The sequence below is a fragment of the Sulfitobacter maritimus genome, assembly GCF_013346665.1.
Classification (GTDB): Bacteria; Pseudomonadota; Alphaproteobacteria; order Rhodobacterales; family Rhodobacteraceae; genus Sulfitobacter; species Sulfitobacter maritimus.
This window is the reverse complement of record NZ_JABVBB010000034.1, coordinates 560,946-578,880: the sequence shown is the minus strand read 5'-3', so window position 1 is coordinate 578,880 and position 17,935 is coordinate 560,946. Positions and strand designations below refer to the sequence as shown.

Here is a 17,935-nt window from a genome sequence, read left to right as displayed (position 1 = left end):
TTGCGGATAATGCCAGTTCCCCCCTTTCCCTTGCGGATAGGCACGATATGTTGCACGAAATACGCGCGCGGCCGGACCCGCGCGCCTAAGGAAAAGGATGACGAGCGATGGCCGACGGCGCACTGGAACATGACATGAGACCCACCGAAGAGCTTTCGGTGCGCGACGTTTTCGGCATCGATTCCGATATGATCGTCAAAGGTTTCCCTGAGCGGACCTCCCGCGTGCCCGACATCGACAGCACCTATAAGTTCGATCCTGACACGACACTGGCGATCCTCGCAGGCTTTACCCACAACCGCCGTGTGATGATCCAAGGCTACCACGGCACGGGCAAATCGACCCACATCGAACAGGTCGCGGCGCAGTTGAACTGGCCCACCGTGCGCGTGAACCTCGACAGCCACATCTCCCGCATCGACCTGATCGGTAAAGACGCGATCAAATTGCGCGACGGCAAGCAGGTGACCGAATTCCACGAAGGCATCCTGCCCTGGGCCCTGCGCAACCCGACGGCGATTGTCTTTGACGAATATGACGCGGGCCGCGCCGATGTGATGTTCGTAATCCAGCGCGTGCTGGAACATGACGGCAAGCTGACGCTGATGGATCAGAACGAGATCATCACCCCGCACCCCTATTTCCGTCTGTTTGCCACGGCGAACACTGTGGGCTTGGGCGATACTACTGGTCTTTATCACGGCACTCAGCAGATCAACCAAGCGCAGATGGACCGTTGGTCGCTTGTCGCTACGCTGAACTACCTCAGCATCGACGCTGAGACTGCAATCGTTTTGGCCAAAAACCCACATTACAACACTGAGAAGGGCCGCAAGACCCTTAAGCAGATGGTGACCGTGGCAGATCTTACGCGGACTGCCTTTATGAATGGTGAACTTTCAACCGTCATGTCCCCGCGCACCGTGATCGCTTGGGCGCAGAATGCCGAGATTTTCCGCAACGTTGGCTATGCTTTCCGGCTCTCCTTCCTCAACAAATGCGATGAGCTGGAGCGTCAGACCGTGGCCGAGTTCTATCAGCGTCTGTTCGACGAGGAACTGCCCGAAAGTGCGGCGAGCCTCAGCCTCGGCTAACCGAGTAGACAATCACCAAACATTAAAAAGGGGCGCTGAACCAGCGCCCCTTCGTCGTTGGTAGCCTTGCGAGGTTAATCCGCTGGCACCGGCTCCGCGGTTTCAGCCGCGTTCGGGTCCTGCGGGACAGTGCTTTCCAGCGCCTGCTGCTCGGCTTTCATGTCCTGCGCGGTTTTAAAGGCTTCGGCAGCCTCAAGGTCCGCTTTGGTCGCTGACGAGACCAGACGCAGCGCGCCGCTTTCGTCGGTCATGGTGGAAAGACTGTCCATCTTCACCGCGACCCATTTCTCGCCAATGCCAAGGAAACCACCGACACCGATCACGACACCCTCGACGGAGCCGTCAAGGTTCACGATCAAGTCATCCACATCCCCAATCTTTTCCCCCGCATCGGAGTAGATGTTGCTGCCGATCAGGTCTTCCGCGAGAATCGTGTTCTCGCTTTGCATGGTGATCTGGCCTTCGACGGGCTTTGCGGGTTCTTCCACAGGCGCTTCGGCAACGGTGTCAGCCGCCGCGGGGTCGTCGGTCATCGGCATTTCGGCGGTGTCAGTCGCATCGCTGGCCGGGGCGGTGGCGGTGTCCGTAGCGTCGTCAGTCGCAGGCATCTCTGCGCTGTCCGTCTCTACTTCGGCATCAGCTTCGGCTGCGCCAGCGGTGTCGGTTTCGACCTCTGTATCAGTCTCGGTGGCATCCGCAGCGGCATCGGCATCCACTGTCTCTTCGGTCTGCGCGGCGTCAGTCTGCGGTGCTTCGGTGGTCACTTCGCCGTCAGCGGGCTTCACCGCGTCATCTTGCGCCGCAACGGCAAGGGGGGCCGCGCCCAAAACAGCAATCATCGCCAAACGACTGGCCTGTTGCATAAAATTGGTCATTTTCCTCACTCCTACTTGCTAAGACGCGTTGCTGCCAAGGGTTCAGAGCGGCACCGTTGCGTCGACTGCTGGACAAATCCCGATCCGGGGATGGGGGTTCCCGCTTAGAGGGAGCTATGGGCAGGAACTGGCGCATTGAGACCGCGCCCTGCCCCTTTGACCCGCCTGCGAAAACCTGCCAAACCTCTTACCAAAGCTGACAGAGGCATGGGCTCATGAAGAAATCCGACAACCCCGCTGACGCATTCAAAAAGGCGCTCGCTGAGGCGACCAAGGTCATGGCCGATGACACGGAGTTGAATGTCAGCTACTCCGTTGATCCGTCAGGGCTTTCTGGCGATTCCATGCGCTTGCCACAGGTCAGCCGACGGATGACCCGGGAGGAGGTTCTGCTGGCCCGCGGCACCGCCGATGCGCTGGCGCTGAACCGACGCTACCACGATGACGCCACCCATGCGCGCTACGCGCCCCAAGGTGATATGGCGCGTGATCTTTACGAGGCGATGGAAACTGCGCGTTGCGAAGCGATGGGCGCGCGGGATATGCCCGGCACGGCGGGGAACATCGACGTCAAAATCAAGCACGACGCCCTGCGCAAGGGCTATGATCAAGCCAAACAGGCCAGTGACGTGCCGCTTGCCGCGGCGGCAGGCTATATGGTGCGCCATCTGGCCACCGGGCGCGACCTGCCGGCGGGGGCCGAGAACGCCATGGAGCTTTGGCGCGGTTTCATTGAGGATCAGGCCGGGGGCACATTGGAAGGGGTGGATAGCAGCCTTGCTGACCAAGCCGCCTTTGCCCGTCTGGCACGCAAGATGATCTCGGACCTCGGCTATGGCGATCAGCTGGGCGATGATCCGGACAGCCAAGACGACGAACAAGAGGATCAAGCCGAAGAAGGTGCCGAGGAGGAGCAAGACCCCGACAGCAGCGGCCAAGACGATAAGGACGAGGAAGAGGCCGAGGGCACGCCAGAGAACAGCCAAGAGCAGCAGCAGGACGAAAGTCAGGCGCAGGTCTCGATGGATGATGACGCCGATCAGGAGTTGGGCGACGACGCGGAGATGCCCGAAGGCGACGCCCCGATGGACCCGCCCCCCCCACCGCCGGTGTCCGACGCGGACCCGGAATACCGCGTCTATCTGAGCGCGCATGACGAGGTGATCGGGGCCGAGGAATTGGCCGAACCGATCGAATTGGAACGTCTGCGCGCCTATTTGGATCAGCAGTTAGAGCCGCTCAAAGGTGCTGTGGGCCGCTTGGCGAACAAGCTGCAACGGCGTTTGCAAGCGCAGCAGAACCGCTCATGGGAGTTTGATTTAGAAGAAGGCACGCTGGATGCGGGCCGCCTTGCGCGGGTGGTGGCCAACCCCACAACACCGCTGAGCTTCAAGATCGAAAAAGATACCGAGTTCCGCGATACGGTGGTGACGCTGCTCTTGGATAACTCTGGCTCCATGCGCGGGCGGCCCATCTCCATCGCCGCGATCTGCGCGGATGTGCTGGCGCGTACGCTGGAGCGGTGTAACGTGAAGGTCGAAATCCTCGGCTTCACCACCCGCGCGTGGAAGGGCGGTCAGGCGCGTGAAGCGTGGCTAAACGACGGGCGTCCTGCACAGCCCGGGCGGCTCAATGATCTGCGGCATATCATCTACAAGTCTGCCGATGCGCCGTGGCGGCGAACCCGCGATCATCTTGGGCTTATGATGAAAGAGGGGCTGTTGAAGGAAAACATCGACGGCGAGGCGCTGGAATGGGCGCACCGTCGGATGCTGGCGCGGCATGAGGCACGCAAAATCTTGATGGTGATTTCCGATGGCGCCCCGGTGGATGACAGCACACTGTCGGTGAACCCGGCGAATTATCTGGAAAAGCACCTTCGCGATGTGATTGCGATGGTTGAAAAACGCCGTGCAGTGGAACTGCTTGCCATTGGGATCGGCCATGATGTGACGCGCTATTATGACCGCGCTGTAACGATCACGGATGTCGATCAGCTTGCGGGGGCGATGACCGAGCAGTTGGCCGCGCTGTTTGACAGTGATCCGCGCAAACGGGCGCGTGTCATGGGCATGCGTCGCGTGGGTTGAGCCGTCGGACGGTATTTGAAAAAGGATGAAGGAGGGGCGTGTGTTCCAGAGTTTCGAGGTCACCGCGCGTCCGGAACAGGGGCCGCCGCGGCTGGCGGCGCTGCGGGCAGAGATGGCGCGTGTGGGACTGGACGGGTTTCTGGTGCCGCGTGCGGATGCGTATCAGGGGGAATATGTTGCGCCGCGCGATGATCGTTTGGCGTGGCTGACAGGGTTTACCGGCTCGGCCGGGTTTTGTGCTGCGTTGCGCGATGTGGCGGGCGTTTTTATTGACGGGCGCTACCGCACGCAGGTGAAAGCGCAGGTCGCGGAGGAGTTTACGCCGGTGCCGTGGCCGGAGGTGTCTTTGGCGGATTGGTTGAAGGATCACCTCCCTCAGGGTGGCGTCGTGGGGTTTGATCCTTGGTTGCATACGCCCAGTCAAGTGACGGCCATTGAGGACGGGTTGCAGGGCAGCGGGATCAGTCTGCAGGCCGTGGAGAACCTTGTGGACCGGATCTGGCCGGATCAGCCCGACGCGCCGATGGGCAAGGTGCAGGCGCATCCGATCGCCTATGCTGGGGAAAGCCATCAGTCGAAACGTCAACGATTGGCACAGAGCCTGCGGGCGGCGGGGCAGAAGGCGGCGCTGATCACCTTGCCTGATAGCCACAACTGGCTTTTGAATCTGCGGGGGCAGGATATTCCGCGCAATCCAGTGGCGCATGGTTTTGCTGTGTTACATGACGATGGCCGGGTTGATCTTTTTATGCCTGCGGAGAAGCTCGTCGGTTTAGAGGCGCATTTGGGGGATCAGGTTGTTCGCCACGACCCTGAGACTTTGCCGGACTATTTGGGGGTGTTTGAGGGGCCGGTGCGTGTCGAACAACAGAGCGTTCCTGTGGCCTTGGTTGACCTATTGGACGACCGTGCGGTTTGGGGAGAGGACCCCTGTGCGCTGCCGAAAGCCTGTAAGAATGAGGCAGAGATCTCTGGCGCGGCGGAGGCGCATTTGCGCGATGGGGCGGCTGTGGTGGAACTGCTGGCTTGGTTGGATGCACAAGCGCCCGGCAGCGTCACTGAGACGCAGGTGGTGCAGCGGCTGGAGGAACTGCGGCGGCGCGATCCTGCCCTGCGCGACATCAGCTTCGAGACCATCGCAGGCACCGGCCCAAATGGCGCGATCATGCACTACCGGGTGACGGAGGAGACCGATTCTGTTTTGCAGGACGGTCATCTGCTGGTGCTCGACAGCGGGGGGCAGTATCTCGACGGTACAACAGACATCACCCGAACCGTCGCGATCGGCCAGCCGGCGGCGGAGGCGTCTGCTGCTTTTACGCGGGTCCTCTCTGGCATGATCGCGATGAGCCGTTTGCGCTGGCCGCGCGGGCTGGCGGGGCGCGACATTGAGATGCTGGGTCGGCTTCCGCTGTGGATGGCAGGGCAAGATTTTGACCATGGGTTGGGTCATGGTGTCGGGGCCTATCTGTCGGTTCATGAAGGGCCGCAGCGGCTGAGCCGTTTAAGTCATGTGCCTTTGCAGCCGGGTATGATCCTGAGCAATGAGCCCGGCTATTACCGCGAAGGCGCGTTTGGCATTCGACTTGAGAATCTTCTGGTGGTGCAGGAAGCGGCCCCCCTGCCCGGCGGTGATGCGCATCGCAAGATGCTGGATTGGCGCACCCTGACCTTTGTTCCGATTGATCGGCGTCTGATTGATCTGGCGGGCCTGAGCGCTGAGGCCCGTGACTGGCTCGATGCCTACCACCGCGACGTTGCGGAAAAGATCGGCCCGCGGGTATCGCAGGCGGCAAAACTATGGTTGGATGCGGCAACGGCGCCGCTATGAGCGTCTGGTTTTAACAAATCAGGGAGTGGCGCATGGCCGACCATATTAGGATCACTGAGGCACCGGGCACTTGGGTTGTCCGTGCGGGCGGAGCCGTTTTGGGCGAATCCAAACGGGCGCTGGAGCTGCGCGAAGGGGATTACCCCCCGGTCATCTATTTTCCGCGGGGCGATGTCGCTCTGGCCTTTCTGGATGCGTCGGAAAAGTCCACCCACTGCCCGCATAAGGGCGATGCGACCTATTATTCCGTGGTCACCAAGAGCCGGACACTGGAGGATGTGGTCTGGTCCTATGAAGATCCAAAGCCCGCCGTGGCTGAGATCAAAGATCACCTCGCCTTTTATCCGATTGATGAGATTGCCGTCGAACAGATCTGAACCGGGTCAGGAGTGTTCCTCGGCGGCGGTGGCGGCCAGCGCGCGGTTATAGGCTTTGAGCGCGTCGACGTGAAAGAGCGCGCCCAGAAGTTCGGGCGGCGCATTGGCGCTGAGGGTCACCACCGGGATGAAGTTCTTTTCCGTCTGGTCAAACATCGGCAGCGCGGCTTCTAGCGTGGCGCTCCCGTCGATATAGGTGCCTTGGTCGATCAGGTCCCAACATTCCTCCTCCGACGCGGCATCGGCGTCGTCGGGGCGGCGCATGATACGGGCCACCATGAACATCGATAGGAGATAGGCCTGCGGGCCAGCGGCCAGATGCAGCCCGCGCCGCTCCATCTGAGTGAGGAAAAAAGACCGGTCCACCAACCGCGAGGCCAACGCGGTGGACATGCTGACTGCAACCATGACGGCAAGGCCGGTTTGCCAGTCGCCCGTCATCTCGAACACGATCAATGTGGTTGAAATCGGCGCACCCAGCACGGCGGCGGCCACGGCCCCCATGCCTGCGAGCGCATAGAGGGAGGAAGAGCCAGAGACCTCGGGGAAGACGCCGGTCGCAATCAGGCCAAAGGCCAGCCCAGTAAGCGCGCCGACCATGAGCGAGGGTGAAAAGACCCCGCCGCCCATGCGCCCGCCAAAGGTGACCGCCACGGCGGCCACTTTAAGCACGGCAAAGACGATCACCTCGTGCAGCAGCAACTCACCGGTGAGCGCCCGCGAAGTCGTTTCATAGCCAACGCCGATGATATGCGGAAACCACAGCGCCATGACGCCCAGCACCGCCCCCGCCACGGCCGGACGCAGCCAGCGCCGAAGGCCGGTGCGCGCTTGCAAGTAGTTGCCGAAATCCTCGGCCCAGAAGATCGCCCACATTAACACGACCGAAACGCCGCCGCAGGTCAGGCCGAGCAGCAGAAAAGCGGGCAGTTCGACGTAGAATTGTACGTCCCCAAGGGTCGGCAATAGAAACTCCGTCAGTCCGCCGAACTCCAACCGGTTGATCACCGTCCCCGCGACCGAGGCGATTACGATGGGCGCAAAGGCGTGTACGGCGAAGTGGCGTAGCACCACCTCAAGCGCGAAGAGTGCGCCCGCAATGGGGGCGTTGAAACTTGCAGAGACAGCAGCGGCGACAGCGCAGCCCAAAAGGTCGCGCCCGGTGATGCCATCGGCCTTGATCAAGCGGCTGACCTTGGTCGAGATCACCGCCGCGAGATGCACCACCGGCCCTTCGCGGCCCGATGAGCCGCCTGTCGACAGCGTGATGAGCGAGGCGAGCGCCGAGGCCACCCCGGCGCGGGTCTCGACCCGGCCATCATGCATGGCCGCACCAAGGATCACGTCGCCCACGGTGCGCGCGCGGCCGTCATTAGTGAAACGGTGCAGGATCAGCCCGACCAGCAGACCGCCAATGGTGGGGATCAGAACGACCCAGTACCACGGCAGACCGGCCAGAAAACTATGCAAGAACTGCACATCGTCGGTACCGTAGAGCGTGGCCTGCAACCAGTTAATTCCCTTACGGAAAAACAGCGCAGCAAAGCCAGCAGCAATGCCGACCAACAGCGCGATGAACCAAAAGGTGACTTTCCCCGGCCCGCGCGTGCGCAGGATCTCCCAGCCTTTTTTACAGCCGCCAAGGGCCTGTTTGACCTGCTGTGCAAAAAAGGAGTGATCAGACGGGGACATAAGGGATTTGACCAAGGGAACGCCCCCCTGTCTAGGACAAGCGGCCTCAGCATAAAACCGTCATTTATGAAGTCGTTGCAGCCTGTTGCCCTTGGAGCAATGCTTCGGCGGCAGCACGGGCGGCGTCAGTGATCGTGTCGCCCGCCAACATGCGGGCCACCTCATCCACGCGTTCGGCGGAGGCCAGTGGCACGACGGTAGAGGTCGTCATCCCCTTGGCCACCGATTTTTCGACCCGCCAGTGATGCGCACCGAGGGCCGCCACCTGCGGCGAGTGTGTCACCACCAGCACTTGGCCCTCCGCCGCCAGCGCCTGCAAACGCCGTCCCACGGCATCGGCAGTCGCACCACCGACGCCCCGGTCGATCTCGTCAAAGATCAGGGTCAGGCCGGATTGGCTTTGGGTCAGGCAGACTTTGAGCGCGAGTAGGAAGCGGCTGAGTTCCCCGCCTGAGGCAATCTTGCCCAAGGGGCCTGCTGGCGCGCCGGGGTTGGTTGCCACGGTAAAGGACACCGCATCGCGGCCCTCGGGGCCTGCGGGCTCTTCTGTGATCTGGGTGACGAATACCGCCCGCTCCATTTTGAGCGGGGCCAGTTCTGCGGCCACGGCCTTGTCGAGTTTGGCGGCCGATTTGCGCCGTTTCTCGGTCAGTGCGGTGGCACGTTGGTCATAGAGCGCCTGCGCATCGCGCACGGCCTGCTCAAGCTCGGCCTGCGCCGCCTCGCCTGCGTCGAGCGCGTCGAGCTTGCTGCGCAGCGTATCGGCGAAGCCCGCCAACTCATCCGGTTGCACGTCATGTTTACGTGCCAGCCCGCGGATCGCGAACAGGCGCTCTTCGCAGGCTTCTAATTCGTAAGGATCAAAGGACATGCCATCGATAGCATCCGCCACACCCGACATCGCCTCATCCAACTCAACCATTGCGCGGTTGAGCGCGGCCAGAGGCTCTTCAAGCGCGCCCTCGGCCTTGTCTGCCACACCGTCAAGCCAGCGCAGCGCATCGCCAAGCGCGGTTTCCGCCCCGCCCTGCCCCATGAGCTCATAGGCGTTTACCACGTCGCGGCGGATTTTTTCGGCGCTTTGCATCAGGCGGCGGCGGGTGTCGAGCGTGGCTTCTTCGCCTGCTTCGGGGGCGAGTTTGTCCAATTCAGCAACAGCGTGCCGGAGGAATTCTTCCTCGGCGGCGATTGCTTCGCGCTCGGTTGCGGCAACCTCTGCGGCCCTGCGGGCAGCGGCCAGCGCCTGCCATGCTTCGCGCACGCCGGCCAAGGCCCGCGCGTTGCCTGCGTAATCGTCCAGTATCGCCCGGTGGCCGCGGGGGTTCAGCAAGCCACGGTCATCATGCTGGCCGTGCAATTCAACCAAAGTTTCAGACAGTCGCCGCAACACCTCGCCCGAACAGCGACGGTCATTGACCCAAGCAGTCTTGCGCCCGTCGGCAGAGTTGATCCGCCGCAGGATCAACTCATCCCCGCCCGGCAGGCCCGCATCGTCGAGTACCGCATGGGCCGGGTGGCCGGGCGGTAGATCGAACCACGCGGTCACCTCGCCCTGATCGGCCCCTTGGCGCACCAGATCAGCACGCCCGCGCCAGCCCAAGACAAAGCCCAGGGAATCCAACAAGATCGACTTGCCCGCGCCGGTCTCTCCGGTCAGCACGTTCAGACCCGGCTGGAAGCCAAGCTCCAGCCGGTCGATGATCAGCATGTCTGAAATATCAAGTCCGCGCAGCATCTAAAACCGTCGGATGGGCCTGCCCATCCCCCTTAAAGCCACTCGCCCTTGATGGTTTGGCGATAAGCCGCGCCCAGCCAGTTGTCCTTATAGAAGGCAGGCGCAAGCCCCCGTCCTGTCAGCAGGCGATAGCTATCTTGGTACCACTCAGAGCCGCGGTAGTTGTGGCCCAGAATGGCCGCGGCGGTCTGCGCCTCACGCGTCAGACCAAGCGACAGATAGGCTTCGACAAGGCGGTGTAAAGCCTCAGCCGTGTGGGTGGTGGTCTGAAAATCCTCAACCACAACACGGAATCGGTTGATCGCGGCGGTATAGTGATCCCGACGCAGATAGTAGCGGCCGATTTCCATCTCTTTGCCCGCCAGATGGTCGAAAGCGAGGTCGAATTTCAAGATCGCAGCGCGGGCATATTCACTATCAGGATAGCGCTCAATCACCGCGCGGAGCGCTTGGAGCGCCTGAAAGGTCAGCCCCTGATCGCGGCCCACTTCGTCAATTTGGTCGTAGTAGCTCAGCGCCAATAGATATTGCGCATAGGCGGCGTCATCATCGCCGGGATAGAAGTCAATGAACCGCTGTGCGGCAGAACGGCTGTTGGGGTAATCTTGATCGCGGTGATAGGCAAAAGCCTGCATAATCAGCGCGCGTTTGGCCCATTCGGAATAGGGGTAAAGACGCTCAATCTCAGCAAAATAGGTCGCCGCCTCGCCGGGGTTGTTGCCCTCAAGCTCATATTCGCCGCGCTCAAAAATCTGCTCAGCGGTATAGGTTTCCAGCGGGATTTCTTGCGGGTTAAAAAAGCTCCCGTCCGAGCGCCCGTCACCACCGCCACAGGCCGCCAAGACCGTCACGAGGCACAGTACACCGATCACTCTCTTGCGCGATCCCGCTCCCGTCATGCCTGTACCCCTTGCATCGTCGAACCCATGGTCAAAGACCCTCTTGCGCATGTGACTAGCACATTAATTTGCCACGCAAAACGCCCATTTCGCCCCGCCGAATGGCAGTCACGCAACGGCGCCCGCGCAGCATCAGGCTTGTCACTTCGCGTTAAGGAATACAAGGCATGGGCAACGCGTTCAATGGCACATCGTCCCTTGCTGGGGTTGTTGGCCCGGCCCTTAGGCCACGGCCGGAATTTCGTCCCAAACAAGGCCATAGCCCGGCAGACGCACGGCTTGCTGCGCATCACAGGGAACCAGCCGCACAGCATCCGGCGTGGCGAACAGTTTGCGCAGCAGCGTGTTGGTCAGCGAATGACCCGCGCGGGTGCCTTGGTAGTGACCCAGCAGCGGCGCACCGGCCAAGGCGAGATCGCCCAGAGCGTCGAGCATCTTGTGCCGGACAGGTTCATCCGCGTGGCGCAGGCCACCGGGGCTGAGCACTTCATCCCCGTCAAAAACCACCGCGTTTTCACCCGGCGCACCGCCAAGGGCCAGACCGTTGGCCTGCATCGCCTCAACATCCGCCTGACGGCAGAAGGTCCGGCTGTCACAGAGTTCACGCGCAAATGAGCCGTTGTTCATCACCAGAGACTTGCTCTGATGGCCAATCGCCGCATCAGCAAAGTCGATCTCAAAATCGATGCGCAGCGTGTCAGATGGGGAAATCGTGGCAACAGCATCGCCGTCCTGCACAGTCACGGTTTTCAGAACCTCAAAAGCCATCACAGGTGCGGCAAGCTGGCGGATACCGCGTTGCATTATGCCGCGCACGAAGGGGGCGGAGGACCCATCAAGGATCGGCACTTCGGGACCGTCGATTTCGATCAGCACGTTATGGATGCCACAGCCCGCAAGTGCTGCCATCAAATGCTCAACAGTCGAGACCGACAGGCCGGTGGGGTTTTCGAGTTTCGTGCAAAGCGGCGAACGGTTGACCGCGTCCCAGCGGGCCGGGATCATACGATCGCCCACAGCAACATCGCTGCGCGAGAACCAGATGCCATGGTGCGCGGAAGCGGGACGCAGAGTAACAGTCGCAGGCAGGCCGCTGTGCAGGCCTGTGCCACTGAAACTGATCGCTGATTTAATTGTTGTTTGCACGGAAGCATCCTCAATCTGCGTACATCTGCGTGTATCTTGAACCCAGAGGTAAGCGGCGGGTTCGATTTGCTCAACTCAATCTTTGCAACGGTCTGAAACATGGGCGTAACATTCAGGCACAGTCACGCCCATTGATCGGTAATGCCCTGATCTGAAACGAAAAAGGGCCGCCCCGAAGGCGACCCTAACCGATCTTAATGTGATCGACTTAATTTGCCTGACGACGCAGGAAGGCGGGAATTTCGATCCGCTCTTGGTCTGGATCGTTGTTTTCCTGCGGCTGAGGTGCGGCGGCAGAGGCGCGAGTCTGCACCGGTGGCTGCTGACGCGCCGGGCGCTGCTGCTGCTCACCTTCGGCGTGGCCGGTCATCCGGTTGATCAAGGAGTTGATGCCAAAGCGACCCTTGTCCCCCTGCTCGCCCTGCTGGGCTTGCGGCTGGCCCTGACGCTCGGGCGCGGCTTTTTGCGCGGCGGCGCGCAGACGGGCCAGTGCTTCGGGCGATGGCGTGCCGGGTGTTGGGGCGCGCGGGGCCACGAATGTTTCCGGTTCGGCTTCGATGTTCTGCTCCTGACGCGGCTCGAAAGCGGCGACTTCGGGCTGGTAAGCCGGTGCGGGCAGACCATCGTCATCCTCGACAACTTGCTCTTCTTCGTAGCGGTCCTGCTGGCGCTCAGACTGAAGGTCTTGGAACAGCGGCGCTTGCTCGACTTCTTGCTTCATCTCAGCCGCAACAGGTGCAGGCGCCGGGGTTTGAGCAGCAGAAGCCTGTGCCACATCATCGACCGAGACGCTCTGACGCAGAGGCTGGCTCATGGAACGGCGCGGAACCGGGATTTCGGTGTTCACGTCTGTCGCATCGATGCCGGTGGCAACAACGCTGACGCGCATCAGGCCGCCCAGAGCTTCGTCCAGTGTGGAACCGACGATGATGTTCGCCTCTGGGTCCACTTCCTCGCGGATGCGGTTGGCGGCTTCGTCCAGTTCGAACAGGGTCAGGTCGTGACCGCCGGTGATGTTGATAAGAACACCCTTGGCACCGCGCAGGCTGATTTCGTCCAGCAGCGGGTTGGCGATGGCTTTCTCAGCGGCTTGGATGGCGCGATCTTCGCCCTCGGCCTCGCCTGTGCCCATCATCGCCTTGCCCATTTCGTCCATCACGGCGCGGACGTCGGCAAAGTCGAGGTTGATGAGACCCGGACGGACCATCAGGTCGGTCACGCCCTTCACACCTTGGTACAGCACGTCATCGGCGAGCGAAAAGGCTTCGGTGAAGGTGGTTTTTTCATTCGCCAGACGGAAAAGGTTCTGGTTCGGAATGATGATCAGCGTGTCGACGACCTTTTGCAGCGTCTCAACGCCGTCCTCGGCCTGACGCATGCGCTTGGCGCCTTCGAACTGGAAGGGTTTGGTCACAACGCCAACGGTCAGCACGCCAAGCTCCCGCGCGGCCTGCGCGATGATCGGCGCCGCACCGGTACCGGTGCCGCCGCCCATACCGGCAGTAATGAAGCACATATGTGCGCCAGCAAGGTGGTCGACGATCTGTTCGATGCTCTCTTCAGCCGCCGCAGCGCCGACAGAGGCACGGGCGCCCGCGCCCAGACCTTCGGTCACTTTGATGCCGAGTTGAACGCGGTTTTCGGCCTGCGCCTGCTGCAACGCTTGGGCATCTGTGTTCGCGACAACGAAATCAACGCCGTCCAGCTGCTTTTCGATCATGTTGTTGACCGCGTTGCCGCCAGCACCGCCAACACCGAAGACGGTGATACGGGGTTTCAGATCATCTTGTCCTGGCATTGAAAGGTTGAGTGTCATGTGCTGTCCGCCTGTCCAGTTGCCCGCGTCCCGCGGGGATTTTTTCGACCAAATTTGCCCAACCCTATCGGCATAGGGCTGCATCGTCACCTAAAAAACATCGTTTTGACGCTAAATATGGGCAAAAACTTGCCAGTTTCCGCCTTATCTCGCGTTAAACACCCGATATTGCGGTCACCAATTGTCACGGAACCATTTCACCGCACGTTTGAGCGACCGCGACGGGTAGCGATCGGCGGGAATGTCGAAATCCCACCATTCGTCTTGCGGATGCGCGGCAAAGAGCGCAAGCCCTACCGCGGAGGCAAAGCCCGGCCCTGTTGCGGCCTGCGGCAGCCCATGCACACGCAGCGGACGCCCCAGACGCACCTGCTGGCCGAGGATCTTGCTCGCCAACCCATCCAGACCCGGAATCTGGCTGCCCGCCCCCGTAAGTACAATCTGCTGGCTTGGCAAGTGGTCAAAACCAGCGGCATCCAGCCGAACGCGGACCTCTTCGAGGATCTCTTCGACGCGCGGGCGCATGATGCCAATCAACTCAGCGCGGCTGGCGGTGCGGCGGTCATGCTCATAATCGCCCGTCTCACCGCCGATCTCGATCATGTCGCGGTCGTCCATCCCGGTCGCATGGACACCGCCGTAGAAGGTCTTGATCCGCTCTGCATTGGCCGTGGGCACCTGTAGCCCCATGGAGATGTCAGAGGTCACGTGATCGCCGCCCATGCGCACGGTATCGGCATAGATCATATGTTTCTTGATAAAGATCGAGACACCAGTAGTGCCGCCGCCCATGTCGATACAGGCCGCGCCCAATTCCTGCTCATCCTCAACCAGAGCCGAGATGCCCGACGCATAGGAGGACGAGGCGATGCCGGCGAGTTCCAAATCACAACGCTTAATACAATGGGCCAGATGCTGCACCGTATCCGCATCAACCGTCAGCATATGCATGTCTACCGACAGGCTGTTGCCCAACTGCCCACGCGGGTCGGCCAGACCAGAGCGGTGATCCAACGCAAAATTCACCGGTTGGGCGTGCAAGACTTCGCGCCCCTCGCCGTATTCCGGCACATCACAGCCTGCCAGCACCCGCGCCACGTCTTGCTCGGAAACCGACTGGCCTTCCAACTCCACCGAAGCATCCAGCCCATAGCTGCGCGGCTCCCCGCCCGAGAAACAGGCGATGACGTGGTCAACACGAATGCCCGCCATTTTCTGCGCCGCTTGCAGCGCGGTGCGGATGGCCCGTTCGGTCTCGCCCATGGCGCAGATCTCGCCAAAGCGCACACCGCGCGACCGGGTGGTCGCAGCCCCGATGACCCGAAAGCCCGACTGCCCGGCCAGCGAGCCAATGTCGCCGTCGCCACCATCAAGGCCAATCCCGTCGAAGCGCAACACCAGACAGGCGATCTTGGAACTGCCCACGTCCAGAATGGCGACCACCCCGCGTTGGATCGCCAATTTGCGCATATGCCGCATCGAACGCTGACTGTCGTATAGGTCCATCATTTTGTTACTGTCCCGATCCCAAAGGCCATCTTACTGGCCGGAAAGCTGCCTGATGTGCCACCATTCGCGGGTGGCATCTTCGTTCATTCTAAGCGTTGGTCTTGACGCCAACCGCATGTCCACCCGCGCGACATCACGCGTAAGGACTTCTTGTGCGCCTTCCAGCGCAATCACCCGTTCCAGCGCCTGAACGGCGTTTTCTTCGGGAAGCATGATGCGCTGGTCGCGGTCCAGCACCACATCCCAACGGCGCTCGCCCACGCGCACCAAGCCGCGCAGGCGGTCGCCCATCACGCTGGCCGCTGCGATCAACCGCAACGCTTCGGGGACGTGCTCTGCCGCCCCGTCGCCAGCGATCAGCGGCAAATCGGCCTGTTCTGCACGCGACGCGATCTTGGTCACATGCGCGCCGGTCTTGTCGACCAGCGCCAGCCCCTCAGCGTTGCGCCACACGGCCACCGGCACGCGGGGGGTCACGTCAATTTGCAAGACGCCACCCGGCCGGATGCGGACATTGGCCTGCCGCACGCCATTGATTGCGGTCACCTGTTCGCGCAACTCGGTCAGGTCAAAGTCGAAAGACGACAGCGGAAATTCCAGCGGCACCGCAGCGCGGATTTCCCGTGCCAGCCGGTCGCTGGCACCGTCAATGGCCATGAGTTTGACCATGAATTCGGGACGCTCTTGGATACTGGCGCGCAGATCGGCGATGGTCTGCATTACAGCGCCGCGCCGGTCTTCGTCCGACAGGTAAATCGTGCCAGCCAGAAGACTGAGCGTGAAGGGCAACCCAATGCGCAGGGCAAAGCGAAAGCCCGGCGTGAGCATCAAACGCTGCATGCGCCACGACCAACGCGACGGTGCGGGATCGGCTTTGGGGGTTTCAGGACGGCGGCGGATCAGCGATCGCATGAGGCGTCCTCCACCATCCAAGCGCAAAGCGCGGGGAAAGAGATGCCCACCGCAGCCGCCTGCTCCGGCGACAGCGAGGTCGCGGTCATGCCGGGCTGGGTGTTGGTCTCCAGCAAGATCAACCCTTCGGCACCACGGGCTTCATCCCACCGGAAATCGGTGCGGCTGATGCCCCGGCACCCAAGCGCATCATGCGCACGACGGGCGTATTCGAGGCACAGCGCGGTGATGTCGTCGGGCAGGTCCGCAGGCACCACATGGCGCGAACCGCCGGGCTTGTATTTGGCGTCGTAGTCATACCAACCTGTGGTGATAATATCGGTCACGCCAAGCGCGCGGTCGCCCATCACGGTGGTGGTTAACTCACGCCCCGGTGCGAAGGTCTCTACCATCACCTCATCCGGCATATCGTCGGACAGCTGCGGTGGGCCGTTGTTGTCCTCTGCGATCAAATAGACGCCAACCGATGAGCCTTCGTTGTTGGGCTTCACCACATAGGGCGGGGTCAGCACGTGCTGCGCCATGACGTCGGCCTTAGGCGCGATGACGCTTTCCAGCACCGGCAGCCCCGCATGGCGGAACACTTCCTTGGAGCGCTGCTTGTCCATCGCCAGCGCCGAGGCCAGCACCCCGGAATGTGTGTAGGGAATATGCAGCCATTCGAGCAGTCCCTGCACGCAGCCATCTTCGCCCCATCGGCCATGCAGACAGTTCAAAACGGCGTCAGGCTGGAGATCCGTCAATACGGCGCAGAGATCGCGGCCAGCATCAACCTCGACCACCTTATATCCGCCATGTTCCCGTAGGGCAGCTGCGCATGCGCGCCCGCTGGACAAAGACACCTCGCGCTCAGCCGAAGGTCCGCCCATCAATACCGCCACTGTCGGGGAGTGTCCGCTCGACGTACCCACCAAAGTGCCTCTTTGCCTCGGGCCGTTTGCGGCCCCTATCATTGTTATCGTTGCTTTGCCGTCTGCATTGGCTATCGCCTAACGGCTTAGCTTTGCGACACCGGTTCACCCAATTTTTCACCGATGCGCTTAATTTCCCATTCTAGCCTTATACCGCTTGAAGCGTAAACCTTTTTTCGCACTTCCTCACCCAATGATTCGAGGTCATCTGCCGTGGCCTCACCGGTGTTGATGAGGAAGTTGGAATGCTTCGGACTCATCTGCGCACCGCCGCGTGTGGCCCCGCGCATCCCGGCATCGTCGATCACCTTCCACGCCTTTAGGTCGTGCACATCATCGACCTTCCCGGTGGACGAGAATCCGGCCGGGTTGCGAAAGGTCGATCCGGCGCTGCGGTCCTTTGTGGGTTGGGTTTCGTCGCGTTTGGCAAGCTGGTTTTCCATCCGCGCATGCAACTCTTCCGCGACGCCTTTGGGTGGCGCAAAGGTGGCGCTGACCAGCACCGCACCGGGCGACAGGTCGGTCTGGCGATAGCGGAAATTTAGGTCATCTGCGGTTAGGGTCACAACCTCTCCGGCGCGGGTCACAGCCTTGGCCGAGACGAAATGATCCGCCGTATAGCTGCCGTAGCAGCCTGCATTCATGCGCAAGGCTCCGCCGATACTGCCGGGAATGGTCCGCAGAAACGTGAGGTCAAGCCCCGCATCCGCCGCTTTACGCGCCACATGGGCGTCCAGCGCCGCGGCCCCGGCGGTGACGCGATCGCCCTCTATCTCAATGCCGTTAAACCCACGCCCCAGACGGATCACCACCGCCCGAAGCCCGCCATCGCGCACAATGAGGTTAGAGCCGACACCCATCGGAAAGACCTCGACCCCCTGCGGCAAGCGCCGCATGAAAAGGCATAGATCATCCAGATCGGCAGGTTGAAACAGGTAGTCCGCAGGGCCGCCAACGCGCAGCCATGTCAGGTCGCTCAGGGCGCGTTCAGGCGTCAGCTTGCCGCGCAGATCGGGTATATTCAGCTTGGTCATGAGGCGGACTTAGC

14 protein-coding genes are annotated in these 17,935 nt (G+C 61.6%); 4 read left to right on the top strand and 10 right to left on the bottom strand.

Translation table 11 applies throughout. From position 1 onward, the window contains the following. Positions 1-107 precede the first annotated feature (107 nt). Positions 108-1,094 carry a cobaltochelatase subunit CobS gene (gene cobS, locus HTT03_RS12875; RefSeq protein ID WP_174860175.1) on the top strand — a complete coding sequence of 329 codons (987 nt, stop codon included), beginning with the start codon at positions 108-110 and terminating at the stop codon, positions 1,092-1,094. Positions 1,095-1,168: 74 nt separating this feature from the next. On the opposite strand, the gene HTT03_RS12870 is transcribed toward cobS, so the two are convergent. After that, the gene (locus HTT03_RS12870) at positions 1,169-1,969 is read right to left on the bottom strand and encodes a PRC-barrel domain-containing protein (RefSeq protein ID WP_174860174.1); all 801 of its coding nucleotides are present in this window, start codon (positions 1,967-1,969) and stop codon (positions 1,169-1,171) included. Positions 1,970-2,184: 215 nt separating this feature from the next. Between HTT03_RS12870 and cobT the strand changes: the two genes are divergently transcribed. The 3 genes from cobT to HTT03_RS12855 are packed head-to-tail and all read left to right on the top strand — an operon-like array spanning position 2,185 to position 6,267. Then, complete coding sequence (gene cobT / locus HTT03_RS12865) at positions 2,185-4,059, top strand: cobaltochelatase subunit CobT (RefSeq protein ID WP_174860173.1); 1,875 nt, start codon at positions 2,185-2,187, stop codon at positions 4,057-4,059. A 40-nt stretch (positions 4,060-4,099) separates the two neighbouring features. Beyond that, a complete protein-coding gene (locus tag HTT03_RS12860; protein WP_174860172.1) occupies positions 4,100-5,890 on the top strand; it encodes a M24 family metallopeptidase in 1,791 nt (596 codons plus the stop codon). A gap of 32 nt (positions 5,891-5,922) precedes the next feature. Then, positions 5,923-6,267, top strand: coding sequence for a DUF427 domain-containing protein (locus HTT03_RS12855; protein ID WP_174860171.1), 345 nt, complete (start codon positions 5,923-5,925; stop codon positions 6,265-6,267). A 6-nt stretch (positions 6,268-6,273) separates the two neighbouring features. Here HTT03_RS12855 and HTT03_RS12850 read toward each other — a convergent pair whose 3' ends face one another. The 9 genes from HTT03_RS12850 to murB form a co-directional block, all read right to left on the bottom strand. Beyond that, positions 6,274-7,959, bottom strand: a complete 1,686-nt coding sequence (locus HTT03_RS12850) for a chloride channel protein (protein ID WP_174860352.1) — start codon at positions 7,957-7,959, stop codon at positions 6,274-6,276. A 64-nt stretch (positions 7,960-8,023) separates the two neighbouring features. Further along, positions 8,024-9,694: a DNA repair protein RecN gene (gene recN / locus HTT03_RS12845; RefSeq protein WP_174860170.1), complete on the bottom strand. Its 1,671-nt coding sequence runs from the start codon at positions 9,692-9,694 to the stop codon at positions 8,024-8,026. A 32-nt stretch (positions 9,695-9,726) separates the two neighbouring features. Continuing rightward, positions 9,727-10,593, bottom strand: coding sequence for an outer membrane protein assembly factor BamD (locus HTT03_RS12840; protein WP_174860169.1), 867 nt, complete (start codon positions 10,591-10,593; stop codon positions 9,727-9,729). A 222-nt stretch (positions 10,594-10,815) separates the two neighbouring features. Further along, the gene (lpxC, locus tag HTT03_RS12835; protein ID WP_174860168.1) at positions 10,816-11,739 is read right to left on the bottom strand and encodes a UDP-3-O-acyl-N-acetylglucosamine deacetylase; all 924 of its coding nucleotides are present in this window, start codon (positions 11,737-11,739) and stop codon (positions 10,816-10,818) included. Between the two features lie 208 nt (positions 11,740-11,947). Further along, on the bottom strand, positions 11,948-13,555 hold the full coding sequence (gene ftsZ / locus HTT03_RS12830; RefSeq protein ID WP_174860167.1) for a cell division protein FtsZ: 1,608 nt from the start codon (positions 13,553-13,555) through the stop codon (positions 11,948-11,950). A 174-nt stretch (positions 13,556-13,729) separates the two neighbouring features. Then, complete coding sequence (gene ftsA / locus HTT03_RS12825) at positions 13,730-15,064, bottom strand: cell division protein FtsA (protein WP_174860166.1); 1,335 nt, start codon at positions 15,062-15,064, stop codon at positions 13,730-13,732. 30 nt (positions 15,065-15,094) lie between these two features. Beyond that, positions 15,095-15,976, bottom strand: a complete 882-nt coding sequence (locus tag HTT03_RS12820; protein WP_174860165.1) for a cell division protein FtsQ/DivIB — start codon at positions 15,974-15,976, stop codon at positions 15,095-15,097. Continuing rightward, the gene (locus HTT03_RS12815; protein ID WP_246253525.1) at positions 15,964-16,845 is read right to left on the bottom strand and encodes a D-alanine--D-alanine ligase; all 882 of its coding nucleotides are present in this window, start codon (positions 16,843-16,845) and stop codon (positions 15,964-15,966) included. Before HTT03_RS12815 ends, HTT03_RS12820 begins: the two co-directional genes overlap by 13 nt. 128 nt (positions 16,846-16,973) lie before the next feature. Beyond that, on the bottom strand, positions 16,974-17,921 hold the full coding sequence (gene murB / locus HTT03_RS12810; protein ID WP_174860163.1) for a UDP-N-acetylmuramate dehydrogenase: 948 nt from the start codon (positions 17,919-17,921) through the stop codon (positions 16,974-16,976). Positions 17,922-17,935 lie beyond the last annotated feature (14 nt).

Excerpts from the sequence above, each read along its gene's own strand:
- cobS (WP_174860175.1), top strand. The coding sequence starts at position 108 with ATGGCCGACGGCGCACTGGAACATGACATGAGACCCACCGAAGAGCTT.
- HTT03_RS12870 (WP_174860174.1), bottom strand. The coding sequence starts at position 1,969 with ATGACCAATTTTATGCAACAGGCCAGTCGTTTGGCGATGATTGCTGTT.
- cobT (WP_174860173.1), top strand. The coding sequence starts at position 2,185 with ATGAAGAAATCCGACAACCCCGCTGACGCATTCAAAAAGGCGCTCGCT.
- HTT03_RS12855 (WP_174860171.1), top strand. The coding sequence starts at position 5,923 with ATGGCCGACCATATTAGGATCACTGAGGCACCGGGCACTTGGGTTGTC.
- HTT03_RS12850 (WP_174860352.1), bottom strand. The coding sequence starts at position 7,959 with ATGTCCCCGTCTGATCACTCCTTTTTTGCACAGCAGGTCAAACAGGCC.
- recN (WP_174860170.1), bottom strand. The coding sequence starts at position 9,694 with ATGCTGCGCGGACTTGATATTTCAGACATGCTGATCATCGACCGGCTG.
- HTT03_RS12840 (WP_174860169.1), bottom strand. The coding sequence starts at position 10,593 with ATGACGGGAGCGGGATCGCGCAAGAGAGTGATCGGTGTACTGTGCCTC.
- ftsZ (WP_174860167.1), bottom strand. The coding sequence starts at position 13,555 with ATGACACTCAACCTTTCAATGCCAGGACAAGATGATCTGAAACCCCGT.
- ftsA (WP_174860166.1), bottom strand. The coding sequence starts at position 15,064 with ATGATGGACCTATACGACAGTCAGCGTTCGATGCGGCATATGCGCAAA.
- HTT03_RS12820 (WP_174860165.1), bottom strand. The coding sequence starts at position 15,976 with ATGCGATCGCTGATCCGCCGCCGTCCTGAAACCCCCAAAGCCGATCCC.
- HTT03_RS12815 (WP_246253525.1), bottom strand. The coding sequence starts at position 16,845 with ATGGGCGGACCTTCGGCTGAGCGCGAGGTGTCTTTGTCCAGCGGGCGC.
- murB (WP_174860163.1), bottom strand. The coding sequence starts at position 17,921 with ATGACCAAGCTGAATATACCCGATCTGCGCGGCAAGCTGACGCCTGAA.